This window comes from Pseudonocardia sp. (genome assembly GCF_025465255.1).
Taxonomy (GTDB): domain Bacteria; phylum Actinomycetota; class Actinomycetes; order Mycobacteriales; family Pseudonocardiaceae; genus Pseudonocardia.
Map to the genome: position 1 here is coordinate 60,647 of NZ_JAODNI010000092.1, position 25,809 is coordinate 86,455.

The following is a 25,809-nucleotide window of genomic DNA, read 5'->3' on the forward strand; positions in this document are numbered from 1 at the left end:
GGCACTTTCGCTCAGCAGGTCTGAGCGAGAGTGCCGTTCGTGTAGATCGACAGGAGACTACTTGCGGACGGGGGAGATGTTCAGGCTCATCCCCGCCAGGCCCCGGCTCCGCACCGTGAGGGTGTCCGCAATGCCCAGCAGCGCCTGGGCGGCGGGGCTCTCCGGCTGTGCCTGGACGATCGGCGTGCCCGAGTCCCCGCACTCCCGCAGCCGCGGCTCGAGCGGGATCTGGCCGAGCAGCTTCACCGGCGCGCCCAGGGCCTTCGTCAGCGAGTCCGCGACGGTCCGGCCGCCGCCGGACCCGAAGACCTCCATGCGCGAGCCGTCGGGCATCTCCATCCAGGACATGTTCTCGACGACGCCGGCGATGCGCTGACGGGTCTGCAGCGCGATCGAGCCCGCGCGCTCCGCGACCTCGGCCGCGGCCTGCTGCGGCGTCGTCACCACGATCAGCTCGGCGTTGGGGATGAGCTGCGCGGTGGAGATCGCGATGTCACCGGTGCCGGGCGGCAGGTCCAGCAGCAGGACGTCCAGGTCTCCCCAGAACACGTCCGCCAGGAACTGCTGCAGCGCGCGGTGCAACATCGGGCCGCGCCACACCACCGGGGTGTTGTCCTGCACGAACATCCCGATGGAGATCACCTTCACGCCGTGCGCCTGCGGCGGCATGATCATGTTGTCGACCTTGGTGGGCCGGGCGTCCGTGCCGAGCATCCGCGGCACCGAGTGGCCGTAGATGTCCGCGTCGACGACGCCGACCTTGAGACCCTTCGCAGCCATCGCCGCGGCGAGGTTGACCGTCACCGAGGACTTGCCGACGCCGCCCTTGCCGGAGGCGACGCAGTACACGCGCGTCAGCGAGCCCGGCTGGGCGAACGGGATGACGGGCTCCTCGGAGTCCCCCCGCAGGCTCTTGCGCATCGCGGTGCGCTGCTCGTCGCTCATCACGTCCAGCTCGACCCGCACGTCGCGGATCCCGGGCACGTCCATGACGGCGGTGGTGACGCGGGAGGTGATCGTCTCGCGCATCGGACAGCCGGCGACGGTGAGGTAGACGCCGACGGCCGCGACGCCGTCCGGCGAGACGGCGACGCTCTTGACCATGCCGAGATCCGTGATGGGCCGGTGGATCTCGGGGTCCTCGACCTTGGTCAGGGCGGCCCGGACGGCCTGCTCCATCGTCTCGGTGCTGGTGTTTCCCATGACGGACATCTGGGTCTCCGCTGAACCTTCCGTTGCGACGCATGCCCGGGTACGTGGCGACGTGGTGGTTCCCTCGCGCCCGGTGGGCTCGTTCCATGCTACGTCCGGCCCCGCGTCGGCCCGCGCATCCGTAGCATCTGTGGACGTGACGGACATCGCTGACGCCCCACAGGGGCTACTCAGGTCCGCGCACGGGGGGAACAGCAAGGATCCGGGGAGGGCGCCGCGCACGGTGCCCTCCCTGGAGGAGCTGGCGTCGTGGCGGGCCTTCCTGCGCGCGCACGCCACGATCACCCGGGCGCTCGAGACCGAACTGGAGGCCGAGCAGCGACTCTCGCTGGCGGCCTACGACGTGCTGGTGCAGCTGGCGGAGGCGCCGCAACGCAGGTTGCGGATGACCGAGCTCGCGGACGCCGTGCTGCTGTCCCGCTCCGGGGTGACCCGGCTCGTGGACCGGCTCGAACGCTCCGGCCTGGTGCGGCGGGAACGGGTCGCGAACGACGGCCGGGGGGTCGCCGCGCTGCTCACCCCCGCCGGACTGGACCGGCTGCGGACGGCGTCGCGGACCCATCTGCGGGGGGTGACACGCCACTTCGTCCGGCACCTGGAGCCGGCGGACCTGGCCACGATGGAGCGGATCGGGCGGACGCTGGCCGCCGGCCAGGACCCGCCGGGCCGGAAGGCGACCGAGTAGGAGCGCCCCGGTCAGTCACCCGCCGCCGAGCGGCCCGCCCGCCGGGAACGGTCGCGGTCGCGCGCGGGTGGCTGACCGTCGACGGCGGCCTGCAGGGTCGCCGTCAACCGCTCCAGCTCGCCGCGGAGGTAGTCCCGGGTGGCGAGCTCGCCGACCGCGATCCGCAGCGCCGCGAGCTCGCGGGCGAGGTACTCGGTGTCCGCCTTCGTGCGTTCGGCGCGGCGGCGGTCCTCCTCGAGGGCGATCCGGTCCCGGTCGTCCTGCCGGTTCTGCGCGAGCAGGATCAGCGGGGCGGAGTAGGCGGCCTGGGTGGAGAAGGCCAGGTTGAGCAGGATGAACGGGTAGGGGTCCCATCGGATCCGCCACGCCACGAGATTCAGCCCGATCCAGACCACGACGACCACGGACTGGATCGCGAGGAAACGCCCGGTGCCGAGGTAGCGGGCGACCCGCTCGGAGAGCCTGGCGAAGCCGTCCGGGTCCAGCTCGAACCGGCGGCGGCCGAGCCGGGGCTGGTCCAGCCGCCGGGACGTCTGCTGCTCAGGCATGGTCCGTTCCGTTCCGGTCCGCGGGTGGAGGCGGGGGCACGGCGGCCAGGACCCCGTCCACCACGGCGCCGCCCCGGCCCGCCCCGCCCCCGGGCTCGTTCATCCGGTCCCGCCAGCCGATCGGCAGCAGGTGGTCCAGCACGTCGTCGACGGTGACGGCGCCGAGCAGGTGGTCCTCCCCGTCGACCACCGGGGCCGCGACCAGGTTGTACGCGGCGAAGTAGCGGGTGATCTCGCCGAGCGTGGCGTCGGGTGCCAGCCGGTCCAGCTCGGCGTCGACCACGCCCGCGACCAGCTCGAACGGCGCCTCGCGGAGCAGCCGCTGGGCGTGCACGCAGCCGAGGTACCGGCCCGTCGGCGTAGCGGTCGGCGGCCGGCAGACGAACACCATGCTGGCCAGCGCCGGCGGGATGTCCGGGTTCCGGATCTGCGCCAGCGCCTCGGCGACGGTGGCGTCGGGGCGAAGGATGATCGGCTCCGGGGTCATCAGGCCGCCGGCGGTGTCCGACGAGTACCTCATCAGCCGCCGCACCGGCTCGGACTCCTCGGGCTCCATCAGTCCCAGCAGCCGGCGGGCCTCCTCGTCCGGGAGCTCGTGCAGCAGGTCCGCGGCGTCGTCCGGGGACATGGCCTCCAGGACGTCCGCGGCGCGTTCGGAGTCCAGGTGGCCCAGCAGGGTGCGCTGCTCGGACTCGGACAGCTCCTCGAAGACGTCCGCGAGCCGCTCGTCGTCCAGGCTGTCGATGACCTCGTGCTGGCGTTTGCGGGGTAGCTCGGACAGCGCTGTGGCGAGATCCGTGGGGCGCATCGTCTCGAAGACGGCGAGCAGGCCCTCGGTGCCCTGCCGGTCCGACAGCGTCAGCCCCTGCACCGCGCTCCACGGCAGCACCTGCACCTGCGCGCGGCGGGTGAGCCGCAGCCGCCGGGCGCGCACGGCCAGCCGGCCGACCACCCAGTCCCGGGAGCGCAGCGGCTCGATCGCCGCGTCGACGACGACGGCCTCCTCGCCCGAGTCCCGCAACCGCACCGGCGCATCGAGCATCTGGCCCAGCACCAGCGTCTCGTTGGGGCGCTGGTGGAAGCCCCGCAGGCTGACCGAGCCGGACGCGAGCGTGACGGCCGTCGGATCGATGTCGGCGACCCGCAGCATCGGCACGAAGATCCGGCGCCGGGTGGACAGCTCGACGACGAGCCCCAGCACCCGCGGCGGTGTCGCGTCCACCCGCAGCGTGGCCACGACGTCCCGGACCTTGCCGATCCGCTCACCGTCGGGCCCGAACACGGCGAGCCCCGCCATGCGTGCGACGAAGATGCGTGCGGACCCCATGGGCGCAGCCTAGAGCGGTGACACGCCCTAGGGTGTCCGTCCGTGCCGAACCTGCGATTCGACGTCGTCGACGTGTTCACCGACCGGGCCTATGCCGGCAACCCGCTCGCCGTCGTCCACGACGCGGACTCCCTCACGCCTGAGCAGATGCAGGCGGTCGCGACCGAGTTCGCCCTGTCCGAGACCGCCTTCGCGCTGCAGCCGACCGGGCCGGGCGCGGACTACCGGCTGCGCATCTTCACCCCCGCGCGCGAGCTGCCGTTCGCCGGGCACCCGAGTGTCGGTGCGGCCTGGGTGCTGGCCCGCGACGGCGTGATCCGGCGCGGCGACGTCGTCCAGGAGTGCGGTGCGGGCCTGCTCCCGGTGCACGTCCGCGAGGCCGGGGCTCAGGTCGCAGGCGGCTCGCCCGAGGTCGGCGACGACCTCGACGCGGCCCTGCTCGCCACCGCCGTCGGGTTGAGCCCGGACGACGTCGACGGCGCCGCGGCCCCCGGGGTCGCGGCCGCCGGGATCCCCTTCGCCTTCCTCCCCGTGCACGACGACGCCGTCGCGCGCCTGGAGCCGGACCCGGAGGCGTTGAGCGCGCAGACCGACGGGCTCGTCGGCCTCGCCGTCTACAGCCTCTCCGCGGACGCGACACGGGTGCATCTGCGGATGTTCGCGCCCGAGGTGGGGGTGGCCGAGGACCCTGCGACCGGCTCCGCGGCCGTGGCGCTGGCCGTCCACCTCGTGGACCGCGGGCTGCTGGAGCCGGACGGGGAGTCCGCGTTCACGGTCTCGCAGGGCGCGGAGATCGGGCGGCCTTCGACGCTGCACGTCACGGTCCGCGCCGAGGGGGGCCGCGCGGTCGGGACGGCCGTCCGCGGCGGAGTCGTCGCCGTCTCCCGAGGTGAACTGGTGGCGCTGCCCTGACCGGACGGCCTCCTTCGGTCGGAGGAGGCGACCCGCCGGTAACCCCGGTCCACCTCGCGTGGGTGAGAAACCAATCACCTGAGGGCGCACCGGGGGTCGCGGACGTGTCAGCATCCAGGGCAGTCTTCAGGTACGCAGTTCCGCACCGCCTGATCCGAGCACTCGACGAGGAGTCCCGCCCGTGACGTCCGAGAGCACCCAGCTTCGCGCCCGCCGGTCCTGCCTGGCCGTTCCCGGCTCCAGCCAGAAGTTCATCGACAAGGCCCGGACCTTGAACTCGGACCAGGTCTTCCTGGACCTCGAGGACGCGTGCGCGCCGCTGGCCAAGCCCGGTGCCCGCAAGACCATCGTCGCCGCGCTCAACGAGGGCGGCTGGGGCGACAAGATCCGCGTGGTCCGGGTGAACGACTGGACCACCGAGTGGACCTACCGCGACGTCACCGAGGTCGTGGAGGGCGCAGGCGCCAACCTCGACGCGATCATGCTGCCGAAGGTGCAGACGCCCGAGCAGGTCGTCGCCCTGGACCTGCTGCTGACCCAGATCGAGAAGTCGATGGGCTACGAGGTCGGGAAGATCGGCATCGAGGCGCAGATCGAGAACGCGCTCGGCCTCACCAACGTCAACGCGATCGCGACGGCCAGCCCGCGCGTCGAGACGATCATCTTCGGCCCGGCGGACTTCATGGCGTCGATCAACATGAAGTCCCTGGTCGTGGGCGAGCAGCCGCCCGGCTACGACGTCGGCGACGCCTACCACCACATCCTGATGAGCATTTTGATGGCGGCCCGCGCGCACGACAAGCAGGCCATCGACGGCCCGTTCCTGCAGATCCGGGACGTCGACGCCTTCAAGCGGGTGGCCGGCCGCTCCGCCGCCCTCGGCTTCGACGGCAAGTGGGTCCTGCACCCCGGCCAGATCGACGCCGCCAACGAGACGTACAGCCCGCTGCAGAGCGACTACGACCACGCCGAGAACATCCTCGACGCGTACGAGTACTTCACGTCCGAGGCGGGCGGGAAGAAGGGCTCGGCGATGATCGGTGACGAGATGATCGACGAGGCCTCGCGCAAGATGGCGCTGGTGATCTCGGGCAAGGGCCGGGCCGCCGGCATGAAGCGCACCGACAAGTGGACTCCGCCGGAGGCGTGAGCACCCCGACCGGCTGACGCATCCGACGAGGAGGAACACACCATGGCCCGCCTGGCCCAGACCGCCGGCCTGACCGACATCCAGGAAGAGATCCTTTCCACGGTCAAGACGTTCGTGGACAAGGAGATCATCCCGCACGCGACCGCCCTCGAGCACGCGGACGCGTACCCGCAGGACATCGTCGACGGGATGAAGGAGATGGGGCTCTTCGGCCTCACCATCCCCGAGGAGTACGGCGGCCTGGGCGAGTCCCTGCTGACCTACGCCCTCGTCGTCGAGCAGATCGCCCGCGGCTGGATGAGCGTCTCCGGCGTCATCAACACCCACTTCATCGTGGCGTACATGCTGATGCACCACGGCACTCCAGCGCAGAAGCAGAAGTTCTTGCCCGCGATGGCGCTGGGGGAGACCCGCGGTGCCTTCTCCATGTCGGAGCCGGACCTCGGCTCGGACGTCGCCGCGATCAAGACCCGCGCCAAGAAGGACGGTGACGACTACGTCATCGACGGCGCCAAGATGTGGCTGACGAACGGCGGCTCGTCGAACCTGATCGCGCTGCTGGTCAAGACGGACGAGGGCAAGCCCAAGCCGTACCAGAACCTCACGACGTTCCTGGTGGAGAAGCCGTCGGGCTTCGGGGAGGTCGCGCCCGGGCTCACCATCCCCGGCAAGATCGACAAGATGGGCTACAAGGGCGTCGACACCACCGAGGCCGTGTTCTCCGGCTTCCGGATCCCGGCGTCGTCGATCCTGGGCGGGGAGGCCGGCAAGGGCTTCTCGCACATGATGGACGGCGTGGAGGTCGGACGGGTCAACGTCGCCGCCCGCGCCTGCGGCATCTCCATCCGGGCCTTCGAGCTCGCGGCCGAGTACGCCCAGCAGCGCTCGACCTTCGGCAAGCCGATCGCCGAGCACCAGGCGATCGCGTTCAAGCTGGCCGAGATGGGCACCAAGGTCGAGGCCGCCCACCTGATGATGGTCAACGCGGCCCGGCTCAAGGACCGCGGCGAGCGCAACGACGTCGAGGCCGGCATGGCCAAGCTGCTGGCCAGCGAGTACTGCGCGGAGGTCACCCAGGAGGCCTTCCGCATCCACGGCGGCTACGGCTACTCCAAGGAGTACGAGATCGAGCGGCTCATGCGCGAGGCGCCGTTCCTGCTGATCGGCGAGGGCACCAGCGAGATCCAGAAGACGATCATCAGCCGGGGCCTGCTGAAGGAGTACAAGCTCCGCGGCTGACCCAGGTCGGACGAACGGCACTCTCGCCCCGTAGGTTGGGACGAGAGTGCCGTTCGTCCGTTTCCGGCTTGTGGCCCGATCGTGATCGCGTGCTGGGCACTGCGGGGTGGGGTCGGTCGTTGAGATGATGTGGGGCCGGATGTCCCCGGTGCCCGATGTTTCGAGGAGAGAGCCCGTGACCACCCCCTTCGGCGGCCCCGGACGCCAAGCGCCCGGGCTGCCCAACCTGCCCACCCCGCCCACCGGCTGGCCGGTCGGCTCCTACGCCACCTACGAGGAGGCGCAGCGGGCGGTCGACCACCTGGCGGACACGGACTTCCCGGTCCGCGACGTGACGATCGTGGGCGTGGACCTGATGCTCGTCGAGCGCGTGATCGGACGCCTCACCTGGGGCCGTGTGCTGCTCCAGGGTGCGCTGTCGGGCGCCTGGTTCGGCCTGTTCGTCGGGCTCGTGTTCGGCCTCGCCGGCGGCGCCGGGCTGGGCCTCGCGCTGCTCGTCGCGGCGGGCGGCGCCGTGTTCGGCCTGGCGTTCGCCGCAGTCGGCTACGGAATGACGCACGGCCGTCGGGACTTCACCTCGGCGAGCCAGATGGTCGCCGGCCGTTACGACGTGCTGTGCCAGCCGCGCAATGCCGAGAAGGCCCGCGAGGTGCTCGCGAAGCTCGCGATGAGCGGGAATTCCGGAACCTCCTCCTGAGCTCCGGCCCTTTCGGTCCGGTCCGTCCGGACCGGACGCGCCCTTTCACGTCTCGGTCCGGTATCGCCCGTCTCCCCCGATTGCGAGGCCGCTTCGGGGGACATAGGTTGCGGCGTACCGGTCGCCCTCCGTGACCGGAGTCACACGACGGAGTGTGTCGCCGGGCTGCCGCGATCGCGGGCACGCGGTGGCCGTGAACGGGAGGCCGTGATGGGGCAGCCGCCGGGAGGCCGGGCCCATGGCCCGGACAGGACGCGGGCCGGCAGACGGCGCACGTGGGCGGCGGCGGGTGCCGCGCTGCTGTCGTCGGCCGCCATCGCAGGCTGTTCCAGCGGCGCGGTCGGGCCGCCGGTCCTGAACTTCTACACGCCCGCGGACGCCGCGACCCAGTACGGCGAGGCGGCCGCGGACTGCACGACGCAGGCGAACGGCCGCTACACGATCGTCCCGCAGACCCTGCCCAAGGGTGCGGACGACCAGCGGTTGCAGCTGGCCCGCCGGCTCGTCGCCGGGGACACCGCCGTGGACATCATGGGCATCGACGTCACCTGGACCGCGGAGTTCGCGACCGCGGGCTGGATCACCCGGCTGCCCGAGGACGTCGCCGCGCAGGTCACCCAGGGCACCCTCGCGGGCCCGCTGGAGACGGCGACGTTCAAGGGGGCCCTCTGGGCGGCCCCGCTCAACACGAACACCCAGATCCTCTGGTACCGCAAGGACCTCGCCCCGACGCCGCCGAAGACCTGGGACGAGATGATCTCGATGTCGGAGGCCCTGCAACAGAAGGGCCTGCCCTCCTACATCGAGGTGCAGGGCGCGCAGTACGAGGGCCTCTCGGTCTGGTTCAACACGATGATCAACAGTGCCGGCGGTCAGATCGTCGACGAGAACGGCACCGTCCTCATCGGCCAGGAGCCGAGCAGGGGCGCCGCCGAGAAGGCCGCGACGATCATGCAGCGGGTGGCGGCCTCACCGGCGTCGGATCCGTCGTTGTCCGTGGCGAAGGAGAACGACGGCCGGCTCGCGATGGAGGCCGGCACGGCCGCCTTCCAGATCAACTACCCGTTCGTCTACGCGTCGATCAACACTCCGCCCCCCGACGGCGGCGGTGGTGGCACGTTCATCGACGACCAGGGCAGGCCGGCGGGCACGGACACCGGCAAGAAGGTCATCGACGAGTTCGCGTGGGCGCCCTACCCGTCGGTGACGCCCGGGACCCCCGCGAAGCCGACGATCGGCGGCCTGAACCTCGCCGTCAGCACGACGTCGCTGCACCCGGCCCTCGCCTACGAGGCCGTCCAGTGCCTGCGCAGCAGGGAGAACCAGCTGCGCAACGCCACCGACGCCGGCGTCCCGCCGACGCTGGAGGCGCTGTACGGCGACCCCTCGTTCCAGCAGGAGTACCCGGCCTGGCAGGCGATCAAGGAGTCGCTGGACGACGCCAGCGTCCGGCCGAAGACGCCCGCCTACCAGAGCATCTCGATCGTCCTGTCGGACCTGCTCAACCCGCCCGCGCAGATCAACCCGCAGGCGGTCGTCGGGGAGATGGCCGATCAGGTCGTCCGCGCGGAGAACTCGGAGGGACTGGTCCCGTGAGCGACCTTGCGAACGAACCGTCCACACAGCGCACCGAACCCGCCGCCCCTCCCGAACGGGCGCCCTCGTCGCCGGCGGCCCACCGGAAGCCGGGCAAGCCCGCGCTGTCCGAGGGCAAGAAGGCCGAGCGCAAGCTCGGGCTCCTGCTCTGCGCACCGGCGGCGATCATCATGGTGCTGGTCACCGCCTACCCGATCATCTACGCGGTGTGGCTCTCGCTGCAGCGCTACGACCTGCGGTTCCCCGGTGAGCAGCAGTTCGCCGGGCTGACCAACTACGCCGCCGTGCTCACGTCGAGCTACTGGTGGAGCGCGTTCCTGGTCACCGTGATCATCACGGTGATCTCGGTGGCGATCGAGTTCGTGCTCGGCCTCGCGTTGGCGCTGATCATGCACCGGACGATCGTCGCGCGTGGACTGACCCGGACCGTCGTGCTGATCCCGTACGGCATCGTCACCGTCGTCGCGGCGTTCAGCTGGCAGTTCGCCTGGACCCCGGACAAGGGCTACCTCGCGGCGCTGCTTCCCGAGGGCGCCGCGCCGCTGACGGACCAGGTGGCGGCGCTGGCGATCATCATCCTGGCCGAGGTGTGGAAGACGACGCCGTTCATGGCGCTGCTGCTGATGGCGGGCCTGGCCCTGGTGCCGGACGACCTGCTCAAGGCCGCCCAGGTCGACGGCGCCGGAGCCTGGCAGCGGCTGACGAAGATCATCCTGCCGATGATGAAGCCGGCGATCCTGGTCGCGCTGCTGTTCCGCACGCTCGACGCGTTCCGCGTCTTCGACAACATCTACATCCTGACCCAGGGCTCCAACGGAACCGGGTCCGTCTCGATGCTGGGCTACGACAACCTGTTCAAGGCGTTCAACCTCGGCATCGGCTCGGCGATCAGCGTGCTCATCTTCATCGCGGTCGCGGTGATCGCGTTCCTGTTCATCAAGATATTCGGGGCCGCGGCACCCGGATCCGACGAGGGGAAGCGCTGATGGCCACCGCGACGGCCACGGAGCCCCGGCGGGCTCGCTCGGCGAGCTCGTCGGGCACGGCGGACAACAAGAAGCTCTGGTGGTCCATCGCCAACCTGATCGTGCTGCTCTACGCGCTGATCCCGGTGCTGTGGATCCTGAGCCTGTCGTTCAAGACCGCGGACACGGTGACGGACGGGAACTTCATCCCGCGGGCCTGGACGTTGGAGAACTACGCGCAGGTCTTCGCGATCGACCTCTTCACGTCGGCGCTGATCAACTCGATCGGGATCGCGATCATCTCGACGGTGCTCGCGGTCGTCATCGGGACGATGGCCGCCTACGCGATCGCGCGGCTGGACTTCCCGGGCAAGAAGGTGCTCGTCGGCATCTCGCTGCTGATCGCGATGTTCCCGCAGATCTCCCTGGTCAGTCCGCTGTTCAACATCGAGCGGGCGGTCGGGCTGTTCGACACCTGGCCCGGCCTGATCCTGCCCTACATCACGTTCGCCCTGCCACTGTCGATCTACACGCTCTCCGCGTTCTTCCGCGAGATCCCGTGGGAGCTGGAGAAGGCCGCGCAGATGGACGGCGCGACGCCGCTGCAGGCCTTCCGCTCCGTGATCGTGCCGCTGGCCGCGCCGGGCGTGTTCACCACGGCGATCCTGGTGTTCATCTTCTGCTGGAACGACTTCCTCTTCGCCGTGTCCCTGACCTCGACGACGCGGTCCCAGACGGCGACGGTCGCGATCTCGCAGTTCACCGGTGCCTCGCAGTTCGCCGAACCCACCGGCTCGATCGCCGCGGCGGCCGTCCTGCTCACCATTCCGATCATCATCTTCGTGCTGTTCTTCCAGCGCCGGATCGTCGCCGGCCTGACCTCCGGCGCAGTGAAGGGTTAAGGGGCAACCGACATGGCTGACATCGTCCTGGACAACGTGGTCAAGCGGTACCCGGACGGCACGCTCGGCGCCGACCACGTCAACATCGAGATCGCCGACGGCGAGTTCATCATCCTGGTCGGCCCGTCCGGCTGCGGGAAGTCGACGACCCTGAACATGATCGCCGGCCTGGAGGACATCTCCGACGGCGAGCTGCGCATCGCGGGCGAGCGGGTGAACGAGAAGGCGCCCAAGGACCGGGACATCGCGATGGTGTTCCAGTCCTACGCCCTCTACCCCCACATGACCGTGCGGGAGAACATGGCCTTCCCGCTGAAGCTGGCCAAGATGGACAAGGCCGAGATCGACAAGAAGGTCAACGACGCCGCCCAGATCCTGGACCTGACCCAGCACCTGGACCGCAAGCCCGCCAACATGTCCGGCGGCCAGCGCCAGCGCGTCGCGATGGGCCGGGCGATCGTCCGCAGCCCCAAGGCGTTCCTCATGGACGAGCCCCTGTCCAACCTCGACGCGAAGCTGCGCGTGCAGATGCGGACGATGGTCTCGAAGCTGCAGCAGCGGCTGGAGACCACGACCGTCTACGTCACGCACGACCAGACCGAGGCCATGACGCTCGGGGACCGGATCGTCGTCATGCGGGGCGGGGTGGTGCAGCAGATCGGCTCGCCGCAGAAGCTCTACGACCGCCCGAACAACCTCTTCGTCGCGGGGTTCATCGGCTCGCCGGCCATGAACTTCCTGCCGGCGACCCTGGAGGACGGCGTGTTCCGGACGTCGCTCGGGGACCTGACGCTCTCCGACGAGCTGCGCCGGAACCTCGAGGCGTCCGACGCGCCGCGCGAGCTCATCGTCGGCATCCGGCCGGAGCACTTCGAGGACGCCGCGCTCGTCGAGGAGCACCAGCGGCCGAAGGGCTCGGTCTTCACCGCCGAGGTCGACGTGCTCGAGTCCATGGGCTCGGACAAGTTCGCCTACTTCACCGTGCAGGGGGAGCAGGCCATGTCCGACGACCTCGCGGACCTCGCCGCGGACGCCGGCACGGCGGACGTCCCGGGCGGGGACGCGGGGACGCTCACCACCCGCCTCTCCGCGGCCTCCACCGCCACCGAGGGCCGGTCGACGGAGGTGTGGGTGGACACCAGCAAGATCCAGGTGTTCGACCCGAACAGCGGAAAGAACCTCACCACCCGCGAGGCCGCCCCCGTCACCGCCTGATCCGCGAGTCGGCACCTTCGGTCGTCCGAGTCCGCGATCCCGGGAGATCTCCGGGATCGCGGACTCGCGCGACCGGAAGTGCCGACTCGCGCGACGGGGGGTGCCGACTCGCGGGGGTCAGGCGGTGGGGTGGGCGCGGAGCTGGTCGACGACCTCGTCGTCCCAGCGGTGGGTACGGAGCAGGCGGTAGCGCTGGCAGGCGAGCTGCAGGTAGGCGTCGGCGTCCGAGCGGTCCCCGATGAGGTCGGCCTGGCGCAGCATCCGCACCACCGGCTTGTACTCCTCGGACCACCAGCGCCGCGCGACGGTCTCGCGGTCCAGGTAACGGCTCTCGTGCTGCATGAGCCGGAACCCCCACGCCTCCACGGCCTGGCTGAGCTCCGCGTAGGCCCAGGGGGCCGCGACCTCGATGGACTCCAGCGCCCTGCCGCGCAGCGGTACCCGGTCCACGAAGACGCGGCGCAGGTCCTTCGTGATGAGGTCCCCGCGGTGCACGATTCCGTTGGGGTCGATCTTCGTGGTCACCTCGGTGACCCTCGCCTCGATCGAGCGCAGGTTGAGCGCGATCGCGACCGAGACGCGGTGGTGGCCGTCCCGGACGAAGTGCAGCCCGCCGACCCGGTACAGGTCGATCGGCGGGATCGTCTCCCCGCGCCGCTGCGCCCGGGCGAGGCGCTCCCAGCGTTCGCGGGTTCGGGGCGTACGGGGGCGGAAGGAGCGGTCGAAGTCCTTCGTGCGATCCACGCTGCCGACGATCGACTCCAGCGCGATCACCTGGAGCCCGAGCCGGCGTTCACCGGTGCGGCCCAGCGCGGCCACCACCTCGTCGAAGGGCAGGATGTCGGAGACGTCGTCGGGTTCGCGGCGCAGCCAGGACGCGAGGCGGGACAGCACCTGACGGCGACGGGTGCGCAGGAAGTCGTGCTCCGCGTCCGCCTGCGGGAAACCCGTCTCCACTAGACGTCCACCACCTTGCGCCCGACGACGTTGACCACCCTGGTGGAGCCCAGCATCCGGTCCGGGACCGGCTCGCCGTGCGGATGGATGTGCCCGTGCACGAGCAGCCGCGGCCGCAACGCCTCGACGAGCGCGTGCAGGCACTCGAAGCCGCGGTGCGGCCCGTCCTCCCGGTCCCCGCAGTGCCGCGGGGGAGCGTGGGTGAGCAGGACGTCCACGGCCCGGCCGTCCTTCCGCCGCGCCCGGCGCGCGATCCGGACCAGCCTGCGGGCGCGCCGGGCCTGCTCGGCCTCGCTCCACTGGTTCGGCCCCGGGCGGTAGCGCAGGCAGCCGCCGAGGCCCGCGATACGCAGCCCCGCGACGTCGACGACCCTGAGGTCCGCGTTCTCGAACCCCGCCGGCCCCGGCCAGTCGCACGGGTGTCCCGCGCGCATCCACAGGCCGCGGCGCTGGGAGAAGCCGCTGAGGTCCTGGTCGTGGTTGCCGGGAACCATGACGCCCGGGCGGTCCAGTGTGTTCGCGAGGTCCGCGAGGTAGTCGGACGGCAGGTCCCCGGCGCCCAGGACGAGGGCGACGTCGTACCGCCGGGCAGCGGCGGTGCGCAGCCCGGCGACCTCCTCGTCGCTCACGGCCAGGGTTCGGACCATTGCGGGTCAGGGTACGGCGCGCGGGTCGTCCTTGGGTGCGGTCGGAGCGCCGATGGGTCAGGATTGGGGCGTGACCGGTCAGGAGTCCGTGACACCCCAGTCGCCGCCGTCGCAGTCGCCGGGACCCTCGACGATGGCGCACGCCTTCGACGAGCAGGCCGACAGCTACGACAAGCTCGTCGGCGCGAACCCCGGATACCACGAGCACCTGCGGCTCTCCGCGCGCCGGATGGGCCTGCGTGGGCGGGGGCTGCACCTGCTCGACCTGGGCTGCGGGACGGGCGCGTCCACCGAGGCCCTGCTGGGGGCCGCACCGGGTTCGGACGTCGTCGCGGTGGACGCGTCGGCGGGCATGCTCCGCCAGGCGAAGATGAAGAACTGGCCCCCGGGCGTCGAGTTCGTGCACTCCACGCTGAGCGAGCTACCCGCGAAGGGCGTCCGCGGCCCGTTCGACGCCATCCTGGCGGCCTACCTCGTCCGCAACCTCCCGGACCCGGACGCGGGGCTGCGGCAGATCTTCGACCTGCTCGAGCCGGGTGCGCCGGTCGCGATCCACGAGTACTCGGTGCGGGACCACGTGCGCAGCCGGATCGTGTGGAACCTGGTGTCCTGGTCCGTGATCATCCCGATGGCGAAGATCCGCAGCGGGGACACCGGCCTCTACCGCTACCTGTGGCGCAGCGTCCGGCGCTTCGACGGCGTCGAGGCCTTCACCGCGCGGATGGCGAAGGCCGGGTTCACCGACATCCGGGTGCAGACGATGCCGGGCTGGCAGCAGCACGTCGTCCACACGTTCCTCGGGCGCCGGCCGGCCGAGGACGCCGTCCTCCGGGACCCGGTGCCGACGCCGTCGGAGGGCGCCGGGCCCCGGCCGAGCCCGCGGCCGCGGCACACGCCGGACTACACCGCGCGCGACGGCGGCGCGGACGACATGGGGTACGGCGACGCCACGGCTTTCGGCGACGACACGGAGACGCCGCCGGCCGGCAGCCCCGCGGCGTCCTGACCTCAGCGGTCGGCGCGCAGCGCGTACCGCCGCTCCGCGTAGGCGATGTCGTCGCGCCACAACCGCCTCGCCGTGCTCGCGACGAGCGGCCGCAGCGCCGCCGCGACCTTCTTCGTGTGCGCGAAGCCGGGCCGCCCCGAGTACGCCACGACGGCCTCGATCACGGCGGTCCGGGCCGCCCCGTCCGGACCGGGGCGCAGCGGCGTCGCGTGCGTCTCGACGACGGATCCGGTGCCCTCGCCGTCGACGATCTCCATGGTGACCGTGCGCGGGTCCGGACAGCTGAACTCGGCGTGCACCGGCACCCCGAACGGGCCCGCGACCTTGAAGGCGACCTCGACGAGGAATCGGTCCTCGGCCGGCCGGCAGTCCGCACGCGGGGCGCTGAGCACGCGCAACGTGGCGAACGAGTAGGGGTGGAACCAGGCGCCGTGCCAGGGGTCGAGCCGGTTCGCGAGCACGTCCGTGGGCTCGCAGCGGCCGATGACCGTGGCGACGGCGTCGAACGCACCGGCCCCGGGCGGGCGCGGGCCGAGGAAGGGACGCTCCGTGGGCTGCTCGCCGTCGGGCAGGGTGGAGTCGAGGCGGACCCAGGCCAGCACACCGTCGTCGAAGGTCGGGAAGGTGGCCCAGCCCGGCCGGCCACCGGGGCCGAGCGGCATCCCGTGCCAGCGGCAGACCAGGGCGTCGTCGTGCACCGGGGCGTCGCAGAGGGCGGCGCCGAGGTGGGGGCACGCGCCGGGACCGGCGTGCAGCGCGCCGGCCGAGTCCCGCCACGCGACGACCTCACGTCCCGCGACGACGCGCCCGTAGGCGCGGTCCCCGCGGACCTCCCGGCTGCCGGCGAGCACGAACCAGCCGCCGGACGGCCGGGCCGCCGCCCGTTCGGTGGCGGCCCGGATGAGGGCCGATGACGCGTCCCGCCACGACGGTTCCTGTTCGGCCCAGGGTGGGATCCGCAGCCGGCGCAACGGAGTTCGGGCTTGACGCTGCTCCACGCGCCGAGACTAGGACCGCGCCGCCGGCTCTGCGACTCGACGGTGGGGCCCGATCCGCGGGCGGGTCAGAGCCAGTTGTTGCGGCGGAAGTTGCGGTAGAGCAGCCCGCAGGCGACCGCGATGAGGAGCAGGACGGCGGGGTAGCCGAAGTTCCAGTGCAGCTCGGGCATGTAGTCGAAGTTCATCCCGTAGATGCCGGCCACCATCGTCGGCACGGTGATCAACGCGGCGTACGCGGTGATCTTGCGCATGTCCGAGTTCTGCCGCATCGAGACCTTGGCCAGCACCGCGTCCACCAGTGTGGTCAGGAGCTCGTTGAAGCCCGCGACGCGCTCGGCGACGGTCGAGAGGTGGTCCTCCACGTCGCGGAAGTAGGAGCGGACCTCGTGCGGGATCAGCGAGCTGTAGCCCTCGGTGATCTTGCGGAGCGGCTTGAGCAGCGGCATCACGGCGCGGCGGAGCTCGAGGATCTCGCGCTTCATCACGTAGATCTGCTCGGGGTCCATCGTCGAGCGCGGGGCGAAGACCTCGGCCTCGATTTCGTCGATGTCGTCCTCGATGGCCTCGGTGACCTCGAGGTAGGAGTCCACGACGTGGTCCGCGATCGCGTGCAGCACGGCGGACGGGCCCAGCGCAAGCTGCTCCGGGTCCTCCTCGAGGGCGCGCCGAACCTGCTGCAGGCCGCTGTGCTTGCCGTGCCGGACGGTGACGACGAAGTCCCGCCCGACGAAGGCCTGCACCTCACCGGTCTCGACGATCTCGTTCGCCGTCGTGGGCTCGGCATGACCGACGTAACAGACGGTCTTGAGGACCATGAAGAGCGTGTCGTCGTAGCGCTCGAGCTTCGGCCGGTTGTGCGCGTGCACGGCGTCCTCGACGGCCAGCTCGTGCAGCCCGTAGGTCTCCGCGATGCCGGTGATCTGCTCCTCGCTGGGCTCGTGCAGGCCGATCCAGACGAAACCCTCGCCACGCTCGCGGACCTCGTCGATCGCGGCGTCGTGGGTGAAGCGACCGGGCAGCCGGACGCCGTCGACGTACACGCCGCAGTCCACGACGTACGCGGACATGGGGACCCGCAGGCGGGGGAGCACGGCCTGACCGGCACGGCCGTTCAGCTTGCCCGCGGCCCGGATGACGGGGCGGAAGGAGGACAGGGGCGGCACGGGGTACCTCCTGCGACGAGGACCTCGACGGGTCGAGGTCGTGCGGAGAGTGGACACGGGTCGTCCTCCGCTCGGCGGCGGCGACCCGGTGAGCTCGTCGCGCCTCCTCGCCGTGCTGCGTGGGCTCAGCTGCTCCACACGGTGGTCACGACGGGGACGCGCTCGGTACTGCACCCTGGAGCGGGATCCATCGCGCCACCTCCTTCGTCCACCGTCCCCGATCGCACGGCCGGCAAACCCCCGGGCCTGTGATCAGGGCCGCCCGCCGGAGCGCGGGCCACCGGCTAGATTACGCCTCCGGAAGATTCATCGGCGATGGAGGCGTTGACGTTGCAGTTCGGTCGGTATTACGAGGAGTTCGAGGTCGGCGCGGTCTACAAGCACTGGCCCGGCAAGACGGTCACGGAGTACGACGACCACCTCTTCTGCCTCCTCACGATGAACCACCACCCGCTCCACATGGACGCGAACTACGCCGAGGAGACCACCGACTTCAAGAGGAACGTCGTGGTCGGCAACTACATCTACTCGTTGCTGCTGGGCATGTCCGTGCCGGACGTGTCGGGCAAGGCGATCGCCAACCTCGAGGTGGAGTCGCTCAAGCACACGAAGCCGACGTTCCACGGGGACACGATCTACGGCGAGACCGAGGTCCTGGACAAGACGCCGTCGAAGTCCAAGGACGACCGGGGCGTCGTGTACGTGGAGACGCGCGGGTACAAGCAGGACGGCACGGTCGTCTGCACGTTCCGTCGCAAGGTGATGGTCCCGAAGCTGAGCTACGGCGAGGCGCGGGGCGGGGAGCAGCCGGGCCGCCCGGTGCCGCAGGCCTGATCTCTCACGAACGGCACCCTCGTGCGGACCTACCGCACGAGGGTGCCGTTCGTGCGTGACGGGGGAGGGGTGTCACGGGAAGGCGCGGGGGAGGACGGCCCACTCCGCGAGGGTCTCCGCGAGCAGGTCGACCTTCTCCAGCGCCGCGAACTCCGCCGCGTCGACGAACCTCGCCTCGTCCGCGTCGTCGCCCGCGGTCAGCTCGCCGCCGACCGCGTCGCAGAGGTAGTCCGCGATGACGTAGCCGCCGCGGACGACCGTGCCGACGAGCCGACCCGGGACGACGACGAGGCCCGTCTCCTCAGCCATCTCACGGACCAGCGCGGCGGCGTCGTCCTCGCCGGGTTCGACGCGGCCGCCGGGCAGCGACCACAGGCCCCGGCCCGGATCGTGGCCGCGGCGGATCAGCAACAGCCGGCCGCGGGCGTCGAAGACGAGACCGCCCACGCAGGGGACGCGTCGCTCGGAGCCGGACATCGGACGGGACGCTACTCGACGGCCGGCCGGATGGATCGATGCAGGAGATCGGCCGCTCGGACCCGGGGATCGGGCCGGCCGACGAGGATCTGCCCGAAAAACCCCTGGATAGGTGATGTTTCGCTACCGTGCGTCGTCGCCCGGAGCGGTACGCTCCCCGCGTGGCCGGTACCCGTCCGGGCCGGTCTCCGGTAGACATGATCTTGCAACCTGTCCTCGGGCCTGAACGGTGGTCGTGTGAACGTCAAGAAGCTCGTGACGCTCCTCGTCGTTGCTCTTGTGGTGTTCTTCATCCTGACCAATCCGAACGGCGCGTCCGAGTCGGTGGGCAACATCGGCAACATCCTGTACAACTCCGCACAGTCGGTCACCACCTTCTTCACCAACTTGTTCTGACCCCGTGCTGGCGCCCCGCGAGATCGACGAGTACCTGCTCCCCACGGAGCGGCGCGTCATCCGCGTGCGCCAGCACTGGGCGGTGATGGCCAAGCACATCGTCCAGACCGCGCTGTTCGTGCTGGCGATGGTGGTGATCGAGCGGTACCTCGACGGCATCCTCGGCGGCGGCTCCGCCTCGGACGGGTCGCTCGCCATCGGCGAGCGCGTCGTGGACAACCTGACGTTCTACCTCGCGCTGGTCGCGGTCGCGCGGTTCACGATCAACACGATCCTGTGGTGGATCGAGCGCATCGTGATCACGGACAAGCGCGTGATGCTCGCCCAGGGGATCATCACCCACAAGGTCGGCATGATGCCGCTGGGCAAGGTCACGGACCTGACCTTCCAGCGCAGCTTCGGCGGCCGGATCCTCGGCTACGGCACGCTCGTCGTGGAGTCCGCGGGCCAGATCCAGGCGCTGAACCGGATCGACTACATGCCGCGCCCCGAGGAGATCTACGAGGCGCTCTCCGAACTCGTCTTCGGCGAGAAGGGCAAGACCCGCGCCACCGGCATGCTCGCGCGTCCACGCTGGCGCCGGGGCTGACCGGTCCTTCCGGCCGGGGCCGTGATCGAGACGCCCGGTCTAGGGTCGGCAGGTGACCCGGATCGATCTGCACACCCACTCCGTCGTCTCCGACGGCACCGAGACGCCCGAGGAGCTCGTCGCGACCGCGGCGGCCGCCGGCATCACGACCCTGGCGCTCACCGACCACGACACGACTGGCGGCTGGGCCCGCGCCGCCGCGGCGCTCTCCGCAGGGATGCAGCTGGTCCGCGGCGCGGAGTTCTCCTGCGTGAGCCCGGACGGGCGCGGGGGCACGGTCTCGGTCCACCTGCTCGGTTACCTGTTCGACCCCGAGCATCCCGCGATCGTCGACGAGCAGGCGCGGCTGCGCGAGGAACGCTCGCAGCGGCTGGTCAAGATGGTGGCCAAGCTCGCCGAGGACGGTTACCCCGTCGATCCCGGGACCGTGTTCGCTGACCTGCCCGAGGGCACCACACCCGGCCGCCCGCACCTGGGGCAGGCGCTGATCCGGGCCGGCATCGTGGCGTCGGTCGACGAGGCGTTCGCGAAGCTGCTGCACAACGACAGCAAGTACTACGTCGAGAAGGCGGACACCCCCGTCGAGACGGCGGTGCGGATGGTCCGCGAGGCCGGCGGAGTGCCCGTCTTCGCGCACGCCCTGGCCCGCAAGCGCGGCCGCGTGATCGAGACGTCGGTGCTCGCGGACCTCGCGGAGGAGGGCCTGGGCGGCGTCGAGGTCGACCACCCGGACCACTCCCCGGAGGACCGCGCGACGCTGCGGGGGCTCGCCGGCGAGCTCGGCCTGGTCACGACGGGGTCCAGCGACTACCACGGGACCAACAAGACGACCCCGATCGGCGCCGAGACCACCGCGCCGGACGCGCTCGAGGCGCTGCTGGCGCAGGCGAGCGGGGTCGAGCCGCTGACGGGCTGAGCAGCTGCGCTCGGTACCGTTGCCGCGTGGGTGCCGCGCGCGACAGATCTGGCGGTGAGCAGCTCGGGTTCGACCTCCTGGACGACACGGACTGGGTCCGGCCGCTGGTCCGGGTCACCCCCGCCCGCCTCGCCACCTGGGAGGCCTGTCCGCGGCGCTACCGGATGACCTACGTCGACCGGCCCGCGCCGGCCCGGGGCGGAGCCTGGGCGCACAGCACGCTCGGCGCCGTCGTCCACCTCGCCCTCCGGGCTCTGCACGCGCTGCCGGTCGCCCGGCGCACGCCGGAGACGGCCGCCGCGCTCGTCGACCGGAACTGGTCCGGCGAGGGCTACCGGGACGACGCCCAGCAGGCCGAGTACCGGGAACGGGCGAGGGACTGGCTGGCGGAGTACTGCGCCGAGCACGTGACCGGGCCGGACGCGGAGGAACCCCTGGCCGTCGAGCGGTGGGTGTCCGGGGCGGTCGGCTCGATCGTCGCCGAGGGGCGGGTCGACCGGATCGACTCCCGCGACGGCGACGCCGTGATCGTCGACTACAAGACCGGGCGCCGGGTGCCCGAACCCGAGGATGCCCGGGACTCGCCCGCGCTCGCGCTCTACGCCGTCGCCGCGGCGCACACGCTGCGCCGCGGCTGCACCCGCGTCGAGCTGCACCACCTGCCCAGCGGGCGGGTCGCCGCCTGGGAGCACGACGACACGTCGCTGGCCGGGCACGTCGCCCGCGCCGAGGCGACGGCCGCCGAGATCACCGCGGCGGCGGACGGCGGCGGCTACCCGCCGCGGACGGCGCCGCACTGCTCCACCTGCCCCGTCCGGCGGCACTGCCCCGAGGGCCGGGCCGCCGCGCCCGAGCTCGACCCGTGGGCGTTGCTGGCGCCGTGACCACGTCCCGTACCCGCACCTCCCGCGCCGGGCGCCTGCTGCGCGGCGTGTCCGGGGTGCTCGCCGCCGGGCTCGTCGGGGTCACCGTGATCCTGCTGGCGGGTTGGGCGACGACAACGCGGACGGGCACCGCGGGTCCGGGGACGGGGATGCTGCTGGGGCACGGAGCGGCCGCGGTGGTGGCCGTCGTCGCGCAGGTCGTGGCGGACCGGCGCCGGGACCGGGCGGGCGTGCTGGCCGCCTGGGCGGCGATCGTGCTGGTCTCGGCGGTCGTGGCCTGGTACTGGCTGTTCTGACCCGGTACACATGTCTGATCAGCCCGCGGGCCGCAGGGCCACGGCCTCGGTGCCCCGCTGCTCGACGAGCACGTCGCCCTTGGTCGCCAGCGCGACCGGCCCCGAGTAGTCACCCCGGTCCACCGGCACGGTCCGGCGCACCACACCCCGCGTCGGGTCGACGACGGCGAGGCCGCGCGGGACGGGGACCAGCCACTGGCCCGCGTAGCTCGTCCCGGGGCCCAGCGTGCCCTTCAGGGTCCACAGCGGGGCCAGTGCGGTGCGGTCCAGCGCGATCGTGCTCGAGCCGCTCCACCAGTAGGTCCGCTGCGTGTCCGAGGCGGTCACGGCCACGCCGTCCGGGGGTGGCGCGACCTCCGACTCCGGGATGTCCAGCCCGACGAGCGAGACCTGGGCGCCCTTGGCGTCGAGGATCTGCAGCTCGGGCGGGCCGGGCAGGACCACGGCCGTGCGCTCGGCGGAGAGGGCGACGACCTGCGCACCCGTCGTCGGGAGCTGGCTGGAGAACGTGATCTGCGGGGTGTCGGCGTCCCCGCCGCCGTCCGGGCGCAGCACCGTGATCCGGTCCGCGGTGTCCGTCGGGCAGGATTCGACGACGCCGAGCCGACCGGCTGTCGCGGCGAACGAGTGGTACGTGCAGCCGCTGCGGGGCTGCCGTCCGGGCTGCGCGGGCGCGGTGATCACGCCGTACTCCAGGGTCTTGACCAGGTCCGAGCGCATGGCCTCGGTGTGGTCCGGGCCGGTGACGACGACCTGGCTGCCGCTGGTGAGCAGCCGGGCGCCGGGCCGGGCGTCGACGGTCCGCTGGTCCTTGCGCGTGCCGAGGTCCCCGTCGAGCGCCGCCAGCTCGCTGCAGTGCTCGTCGTCGTGGTAGAGCGCGAGAACCCGGCCGAAGCCCTCCGCGACGGTGCACAGCTGCCGGTCCCGCGTGTAGTGCCAGCGCTCGGCCCCGGTGGCGGCGTCCCGGCCGGTGACGGTCCCGCCGTCCGCGGTCACGACGCCCGGGCCGGCGGTGACGGGCAGCGGCGCGGCGGAGCTGGGCGCGCGCCAGGCCTCGGCGAACGCGTCCGGGACGTCCAGCGGGGCCTCCGGCGCGGTGCCGGGGCCCGCGGCGGGAACGGAGTCCGTCCCGGCGAGGGGACTGTGCGTGCCGTAGACGACCGCGGCGACCACGAGCACCACGACGATCGCGACGGCCGCGACGACGTCCGCAGGACGCCGGCGTTCGGGGCGGATCGGCCTGCGGCGGAGCACCTCAGCACCCTGCCACACAGGAGCGGACACGACACCGGCCCGGCCCCCGAGGTGGGGGCCGGGCCGGTGTCATGTCCTGCTGGGTCAGCTGGCGGCGGCGTCCTGCTGCTCGACTCCCGCCGTGGTGCCCTCGCCGGAGCCACCGCGGCGGCGACCGCCACGGCGACGACGACGGCGCGGGGCGCCTTCGCCGTCCGTGCCGGTGGAGGCGGTGACCTCCGGGCCGGTGGCGGGAGCGGCCTCGGGGCCGGCGGCGACGCCCGCCGCGACGGGCTGGGCCTCGCCGGCCACGGGCACGCCGGAACGGCGGCGGGTGCGCTGGCGGGTGGCCCGGTCCGAACGGGCCGGACGGTCCGCCTCCGCCTCCGGGGCCGGGGCGGCGCGGCGGTCGTCCCGGCCGTTGCGCTTCTTGTTCCGGCCGCCGTGGTCGCCCTCGGTGTCCACGTACTCGGCCTCGAGCCCGGCGCGGGTGCGCTTGGAGTGCGGCAGCCGGCCGGTGGCGTTGGTCGGGATCTCCAGGTCCGTGAACAGGTGGTCCGACGTGGAGTAGGTCTCGGCCGGCTCGTCGAGGCCGAGCTTCAGGTCGTCCGAGACCATCTTCCACTTCGGGATCTCGTCCCAGTCCACGAGCGTGACCGCGACGCCCTCCTTGCCGGCGCGGCCGGTGCGGCCGATCCGGTGGACGTAGGTCTTGGAGTCCTCGGGGCACTGGTAGTTCACGACGTGCGTGACGTCGGTGACGTCGATGCCGCGGGCCGCGACGTCCGTGGCCACCAGGACGTCGACCTTGCCGGCGCGGAACGCCCGGAGCGCCTGCTCACGGGCCCCCTGGCCGAGGTCTCCGTGCACGGCGGCGGCGGCGAACCCGCGGTCCGCGAGGTCGTCCGCGACGCGCTGCACGGTGCGCTTGGTCCGCGCGAAGATCATCGTCAGGCCGCGGTCCTTGGCCTGCAGGACGCGGGTGAGCAGCTCGACCTTGTCCATCGCGTGCGCGCGGTAGACGAGCTGGCGGGTGCGCTCGTGGACCGAACCCTGGTCCGACTCCTCGGCGCGGATGTGCGTCGGCTGCTTCAGGAACGCCCGGGAGAGCGCGATGATCGGGCCCGGCATGGTGGCCGAGAAGAGCATCGTGTGCCGCTCGTCGGGGAGCATGCGCATGATCCGCTCGACGTCCGGCAGGAAGCCGAGGTCGAGCATCTCGTCCGCCTCGTCCAGGACGAGTGCCTTGACGCGGCCGAGCACCAGGTGGCGCTGCTCGGCGAGGTCCAGCAGGCGGCCGGGGGTACCGACGACGACGTCCACGCCCTTGCGCAGCGCCGCGAGCTGCGGCTCGTAGGCCCGGCCGCCGTAGATCGCGGTGACCCGGACGCCGAGGTGGCTGCCGGCGTCCGCGAGGTCCTTGGCGACCTGGACGCACAGCTCACGGGTGGGGACGACGACGAGGGCCTGCGGCACGTCGCGAGTACGGTCCGCGGCGTCGCCCTCGGCGGTGGCGGCGGGCTGCTCCGACGGCGGGGTCACACGCTGCAGCAGCGGAACGCCGAAGCCGAGGGTCTTGCCCATGCCCGTGCGGGCCTGGCCGATGACGTCCTCGCCGGCGAGGGCCAGCGGGAGGGTGAGCTCCTGGATCGCGAACGTGCGCTCGATGCCGGCCTCGGCCAGCGCCTGCACGATCTCGGGGCGGACGCCCAGCTCGGCGAAGGTGGGGGACTCCTTCTTGACCGGAGCGCCGCCCTGGAGCGGGTGGGCCTCGTCGAGGGCCTCCGGGTCCGGGGTGCCCGCCTCCACGGTTGTGTCCAGTGTGTCGGGAATGTCGATCTCGGCGGACTCGCCGAAGGAATCGCTCGGAACGGACAGGATGATCGCCTCTCTCCGCGTACAGATTCCCTGGAGCGGCTCGTCCGACCACCTGGGAGCCCGGGTGGGAGAGCCGTCGAGGCGCTGTACGCACCATGTCTGTGCGAGATGCCGGTGAGTCGGGCGCCGGTGGCGCCGACCCGTTTCCCGGCGGTTCGCTCGGTGTGCGCGGCGCTACGGGGCAAGAAAAGGAGCCTCGGGAGGCCCCGGGGTTGCGACCCCGATCGCGCATCGCTGACCCGATGGTACCCCGAAAGGCCACGTCGGGGCACGTTGCGGGCCGCTCGGGCCGGGTGACGTGCGCCGCCTGATCGAACGGCTACGCTCGCTGACCATGGTGGGCGAGTCCGGCACCGTCTCCGACGGTGGGTACGAGCGTACGGAGAACAGGGTGAACGGCAGTACCTCCCGGGCGACGGTGGACCTCCTCGGTGTCCTGGCCTACGGCGAGCTCTCCGGGTTCGACCGCCTCGCCGCGGACGCGCGCACCGCGCCGACGCTGAGCGGACGCCGTCAGCTCTCGGTGATGGCCGCGGCGGAGATGGGGCACTTCCGGCTGCTGGAGGAGCACCTGGAGCGGTTCGGCGTGACGGTCGAGGAGGCGATGACGCCGTTCGTCGCCCCGCTGGACGCCTACCACGCCTCCACCCGGCCGCGGACCTGGCTGGAGTCCCTGGTCAAGGCCTACGTCGGCGACGGTCTGGCCGCGGACTTCTACCGCGAGGTCGCCGGCTGGGTCGACGACCCGACGGGGGAGCTGGTCGAGAAGGTTCTCGCGGACACCGGGCACAGCGCGTTCGCCGAGCGTGAGGTCAGGTCCGCCTGCGCGCAGAACCGGCAGGTCCGGGACCGGCTCGCGCTCTGGGGCCGCCGGCTGCTCGGCGAGGCGGTCACCCAGGCCCAGCACATCGTGGCGGAGCGGGACGAGCTCGCGGACTTCATCGTCCGGGGGTCCGGGGACATCGCGGGGATCGCGGCGCTGATCAAGCGGCTGCAGTCCAATCACGGGAAGCGGATGGCGGCACTCGGGCTGAACTGAGGACGCGTTCGCCCACGGTGGACGGCCCGTGCCGCGCCCGCGCCGCCG

At 71.9% G+C, this 25,809-nt stretch carries 27 protein-coding genes; 17 read left to right on the forward strand and 10 right to left on the reverse strand.

The window, feature by feature from the left end; genetic code table 11:
* Window positions 1-57 precede the first annotated feature (57 nt).
* The gene (locus JWP64_RS10185) at window positions 58-1,212 is read right to left on the reverse strand and encodes a P-loop NTPase (protein WP_297495139.1); all 1,155 of its coding nucleotides are present in this window, start codon (window positions 1,210-1,212) and stop codon (window positions 58-60) included.
* A gap of 223 nt (window positions 1,213-1,435) precedes the next feature.
* Here JWP64_RS10185 and JWP64_RS10190 point away from each other — a divergent pair, with 223 nt between their 5' ends.
* A complete protein-coding gene (locus tag JWP64_RS10190) occupies window positions 1,436-1,897 on the forward strand; it encodes a MarR family transcriptional regulator (RefSeq protein WP_297495349.1) in 462 nt (153 codons plus the stop codon).
* A gap of 11 nt (window positions 1,898-1,908) precedes the next feature.
* Here the strand turns inward: JWP64_RS10190 and JWP64_RS10195 are convergent, their stop codons facing one another.
* Together JWP64_RS10195 and JWP64_RS10200 are read right to left on the reverse strand one after the other, a co-directional pair.
* Complete coding sequence (locus JWP64_RS10195; protein ID WP_297495142.1) at window positions 1,909-2,445, reverse strand: DUF1003 domain-containing protein; 537 nt, start codon at window positions 2,443-2,445, stop codon at window positions 1,909-1,911.
* Window positions 2,438-3,772: a CBS domain-containing protein gene (locus tag JWP64_RS10200; protein WP_297495145.1), complete on the reverse strand. Its 1,335-nt coding sequence runs from the start codon at window positions 3,770-3,772 to the stop codon at window positions 2,438-2,440. The genes JWP64_RS10195 and JWP64_RS10200 overlap by 8 nt, the downstream gene beginning before the upstream one ends.
* 42 nt (window positions 3,773-3,814) lie before the next feature.
* Between JWP64_RS10200 and JWP64_RS10205 the strand changes: the two genes are divergently transcribed.
* The 8 genes from JWP64_RS10205 (at window position 3,815) to ugpC (ending at window position 12,448) form a co-directional block, all read left to right on the forward strand.
* Window positions 3,815-4,684, forward strand: coding sequence for a PhzF family phenazine biosynthesis protein (locus JWP64_RS10205; protein WP_297495149.1), 870 nt, complete (start codon window positions 3,815-3,817; stop codon window positions 4,682-4,684).
* Window positions 4,685-4,865: 181 nt separating this feature from the next.
* On the forward strand, window positions 4,866-5,834 hold the full coding sequence (locus JWP64_RS10210) for a CoA ester lyase (RefSeq protein WP_297495152.1): 969 nt from the start codon (window positions 4,866-4,868) through the stop codon (window positions 5,832-5,834).
* Window positions 5,835-5,876: 42 nt separating this feature from the next.
* On the forward strand, window positions 5,877-7,073 hold the full coding sequence (locus JWP64_RS10215; RefSeq protein WP_297495154.1) for an acyl-CoA dehydrogenase family protein: 1,197 nt from the start codon (window positions 5,877-5,879) through the stop codon (window positions 7,071-7,073).
* A 175-nt stretch (window positions 7,074-7,248) separates the two neighbouring features.
* On the forward strand, window positions 7,249-7,770 hold the full coding sequence (locus JWP64_RS10220) for a general stress protein (RefSeq protein ID WP_297495157.1): 522 nt from the start codon (window positions 7,249-7,251) through the stop codon (window positions 7,768-7,770).
* A gap of 210 nt (window positions 7,771-7,980) precedes the next feature.
* Complete coding sequence (locus JWP64_RS10225) at window positions 7,981-9,366, forward strand: ABC transporter substrate-binding protein (RefSeq protein WP_297495160.1); 1,386 nt, start codon at window positions 7,981-7,983, stop codon at window positions 9,364-9,366.
* 104 nt (window positions 9,367-9,470) lie between these two features.
* Window positions 9,471-10,352: a sugar ABC transporter permease gene (locus tag JWP64_RS10230; protein WP_297495352.1), complete on the forward strand. Its 882-nt coding sequence runs from the start codon at window positions 9,471-9,473 to the stop codon at window positions 10,350-10,352.
* Window positions 10,352-11,233 carry a carbohydrate ABC transporter permease gene (locus JWP64_RS10235; protein ID WP_297495163.1) on the forward strand — a complete coding sequence of 294 codons (882 nt, stop codon included), beginning with the start codon at window positions 10,352-10,354 and terminating at the stop codon, window positions 11,231-11,233. The genes JWP64_RS10230 and JWP64_RS10235 overlap by 1 nt, the downstream gene beginning before the upstream one ends.
* Before the next feature lie 12 nt (window positions 11,234-11,245).
* On the forward strand, window positions 11,246-12,448 hold the full coding sequence (gene ugpC / locus JWP64_RS10240; protein ID WP_297495165.1) for a sn-glycerol-3-phosphate ABC transporter ATP-binding protein UgpC: 1,203 nt from the start codon (window positions 11,246-11,248) through the stop codon (window positions 12,446-12,448).
* Between the two features lie 117 nt (window positions 12,449-12,565).
* Here ugpC and JWP64_RS10245 read toward each other — a convergent pair whose 3' ends face one another.
* Together JWP64_RS10245 and JWP64_RS10250 are read right to left on the reverse strand one after the other, a co-directional pair.
* A complete protein-coding gene (locus JWP64_RS10245) occupies window positions 12,566-13,405 on the reverse strand; it encodes a chromosome partitioning protein ParB (RefSeq protein ID WP_297495168.1) in 840 nt (279 codons plus the stop codon).
* A complete protein-coding gene (locus tag JWP64_RS10250) occupies window positions 13,405-14,052 on the reverse strand; it encodes a metallophosphoesterase (protein WP_297495170.1) in 648 nt (215 codons plus the stop codon). The genes JWP64_RS10245 and JWP64_RS10250 overlap by 1 nt, the downstream gene beginning before the upstream one ends.
* A gap of 70 nt (window positions 14,053-14,122) precedes the next feature.
* Between JWP64_RS10250 and JWP64_RS10255 the strand changes: the two genes are divergently transcribed.
* Window positions 14,123-15,058: a class I SAM-dependent methyltransferase gene (locus JWP64_RS10255; RefSeq protein ID WP_366889705.1), complete on the forward strand. Its 936-nt coding sequence runs from the start codon at window positions 14,123-14,125 to the stop codon at window positions 15,056-15,058.
* 2 nt (window positions 15,059-15,060) lie between these two features.
* Here the strand turns inward: JWP64_RS10255 and JWP64_RS10260 are convergent, their stop codons facing one another.
* Both JWP64_RS10260 and corA read right to left on the reverse strand, forming a co-directional pair.
* Window positions 15,061-16,056: a DUF5914 domain-containing protein gene (locus JWP64_RS10260; RefSeq protein WP_297495172.1), complete on the reverse strand. Its 996-nt coding sequence runs from the start codon at window positions 16,054-16,056 to the stop codon at window positions 15,061-15,063.
* Window positions 16,057-16,121: 65 nt separating this feature from the next.
* A complete protein-coding gene (gene corA, locus JWP64_RS10265; protein WP_297495354.1) occupies window positions 16,122-17,189 on the reverse strand; it encodes a magnesium/cobalt transporter CorA in 1,068 nt (355 codons plus the stop codon).
* Between the two features lie 360 nt (window positions 17,190-17,549).
* On the opposite strand from corA, the gene JWP64_RS10270 reads away from it, so the two are divergent.
* A complete protein-coding gene (locus tag JWP64_RS10270; protein WP_297495175.1) occupies window positions 17,550-18,053 on the forward strand; it encodes a MaoC family dehydratase in 504 nt (167 codons plus the stop codon).
* A gap of 72 nt (window positions 18,054-18,125) precedes the next feature.
* Here JWP64_RS10270 and JWP64_RS10275 read toward each other — a convergent pair whose 3' ends face one another.
* A complete protein-coding gene (locus tag JWP64_RS10275; protein WP_297495177.1) occupies window positions 18,126-18,530 on the reverse strand; it encodes an NUDIX domain-containing protein in 405 nt (134 codons plus the stop codon).
* Between the two features lie 237 nt (window positions 18,531-18,767).
* Here JWP64_RS10275 and JWP64_RS10280 point away from each other — a divergent pair, with 237 nt between their 5' ends.
* The 5 genes from JWP64_RS10280 (at window position 18,768) to JWP64_RS10300 (ending at window position 21,611) form a co-directional block, all read left to right on the forward strand.
* On the forward strand, window positions 18,768-18,926 hold the full coding sequence (locus tag JWP64_RS10280) for a hypothetical protein (RefSeq protein WP_297495179.1): 159 nt from the start codon (window positions 18,768-18,770) through the stop codon (window positions 18,924-18,926).
* 4 nt (window positions 18,927-18,930) lie between these two features.
* The gene (locus JWP64_RS10285; RefSeq protein WP_297495182.1) at window positions 18,931-19,515 is read left to right on the forward strand and encodes a PH domain-containing protein; all 585 of its coding nucleotides are present in this window, start codon (window positions 18,931-18,933) and stop codon (window positions 19,513-19,515) included.
* Window positions 19,516-19,567: 52 nt separating this feature from the next.
* Window positions 19,568-20,431: a PHP domain-containing protein gene (locus JWP64_RS10290; RefSeq protein WP_297495185.1), complete on the forward strand. Its 864-nt coding sequence runs from the start codon at window positions 19,568-19,570 to the stop codon at window positions 20,429-20,431.
* Window positions 20,432-20,508: 77 nt separating this feature from the next.
* The gene (locus JWP64_RS10295) at window positions 20,509-21,315 is read left to right on the forward strand and encodes a PD-(D/E)XK nuclease family protein (protein WP_297495357.1); all 807 of its coding nucleotides are present in this window, start codon (window positions 20,509-20,511) and stop codon (window positions 21,313-21,315) included.
* Window positions 21,312-21,611 carry a hypothetical protein gene (locus JWP64_RS10300; RefSeq protein ID WP_297495188.1) on the forward strand — a complete coding sequence of 100 codons (300 nt, stop codon included), beginning with the start codon at window positions 21,312-21,314 and terminating at the stop codon, window positions 21,609-21,611. The genes JWP64_RS10295 and JWP64_RS10300 overlap by 4 nt, the downstream gene beginning before the upstream one ends.
* Before the next feature lie 18 nt (window positions 21,612-21,629).
* Here the strand turns inward: JWP64_RS10300 and JWP64_RS10305 are convergent, their stop codons facing one another.
* Window positions 21,630-22,865 (reverse strand): hypothetical protein, encoded by a 1,236-nt coding sequence (locus JWP64_RS10305; RefSeq protein ID WP_297495191.1) that lies wholly within the window; start codon window positions 22,863-22,865, stop codon window positions 21,630-21,632.
* A gap of 84 nt (window positions 22,866-22,949) precedes the next feature.
* Window positions 22,950-24,653 (reverse strand): DEAD/DEAH box helicase, encoded by a 1,704-nt coding sequence (locus tag JWP64_RS10310; protein WP_366889709.1) that lies wholly within the window; start codon window positions 24,651-24,653, stop codon window positions 22,950-22,952.
* A 460-nt stretch (window positions 24,654-25,113) separates the two neighbouring features.
* On the opposite strand from JWP64_RS10310, the gene JWP64_RS10315 reads away from it, so the two are divergent.
* Window positions 25,114-25,761: a ferritin-like fold-containing protein gene (locus JWP64_RS10315; protein WP_297495193.1), complete on the forward strand. Its 648-nt coding sequence runs from the start codon at window positions 25,114-25,116 to the stop codon at window positions 25,759-25,761.
* Window positions 25,762-25,809: the final 48 nt, after the last annotated feature.

Excerpts from the sequence above, each read along its gene's own strand:
- ugpC (WP_297495165.1), top strand. The coding sequence starts at position 11,246 with ATGGCTGACATCGTCCTGGACAACGTGGTCAAGCGGTACCCGGACGGC.
- JWP64_RS10225 (WP_297495160.1), top strand. The coding sequence starts at position 7,981 with ATGGGGCAGCCGCCGGGAGGCCGGGCCCATGGCCCGGACAGGACGCGG.
- JWP64_RS10215 (WP_297495154.1), top strand. The coding sequence starts at position 5,877 with ATGGCCCGCCTGGCCCAGACCGCCGGCCTGACCGACATCCAGGAAGAG.
- JWP64_RS10200 (WP_297495145.1), bottom strand. The coding sequence starts at position 3,772 with ATGGGGTCCGCACGCATCTTCGTCGCACGCATGGCGGGGCTCGCCGTG.
- JWP64_RS10250 (WP_297495170.1), bottom strand. The coding sequence starts at position 14,052 with ATGGTCCGAACCCTGGCCGTGAGCGACGAGGAGGTCGCCGGGCTGCGC.
- JWP64_RS10195 (WP_297495142.1), bottom strand. The coding sequence starts at position 2,445 with ATGCCTGAGCAGCAGACGTCCCGGCGGCTGGACCAGCCCCGGCTCGGC.
- JWP64_RS10275 (WP_297495177.1), bottom strand. The coding sequence starts at position 18,530 with ATGTCCGGCTCCGAGCGACGCGTCCCCTGCGTGGGCGGTCTCGTCTTC.
- JWP64_RS10185 (WP_297495139.1), bottom strand. The coding sequence starts at position 1,212 with ATGTCCGTCATGGGAAACACCAGCACCGAGACGATGGAGCAGGCCGTC.
- JWP64_RS10235 (WP_297495163.1), top strand. The coding sequence starts at position 10,352 with ATGGCCACCGCGACGGCCACGGAGCCCCGGCGGGCTCGCTCGGCGAGC.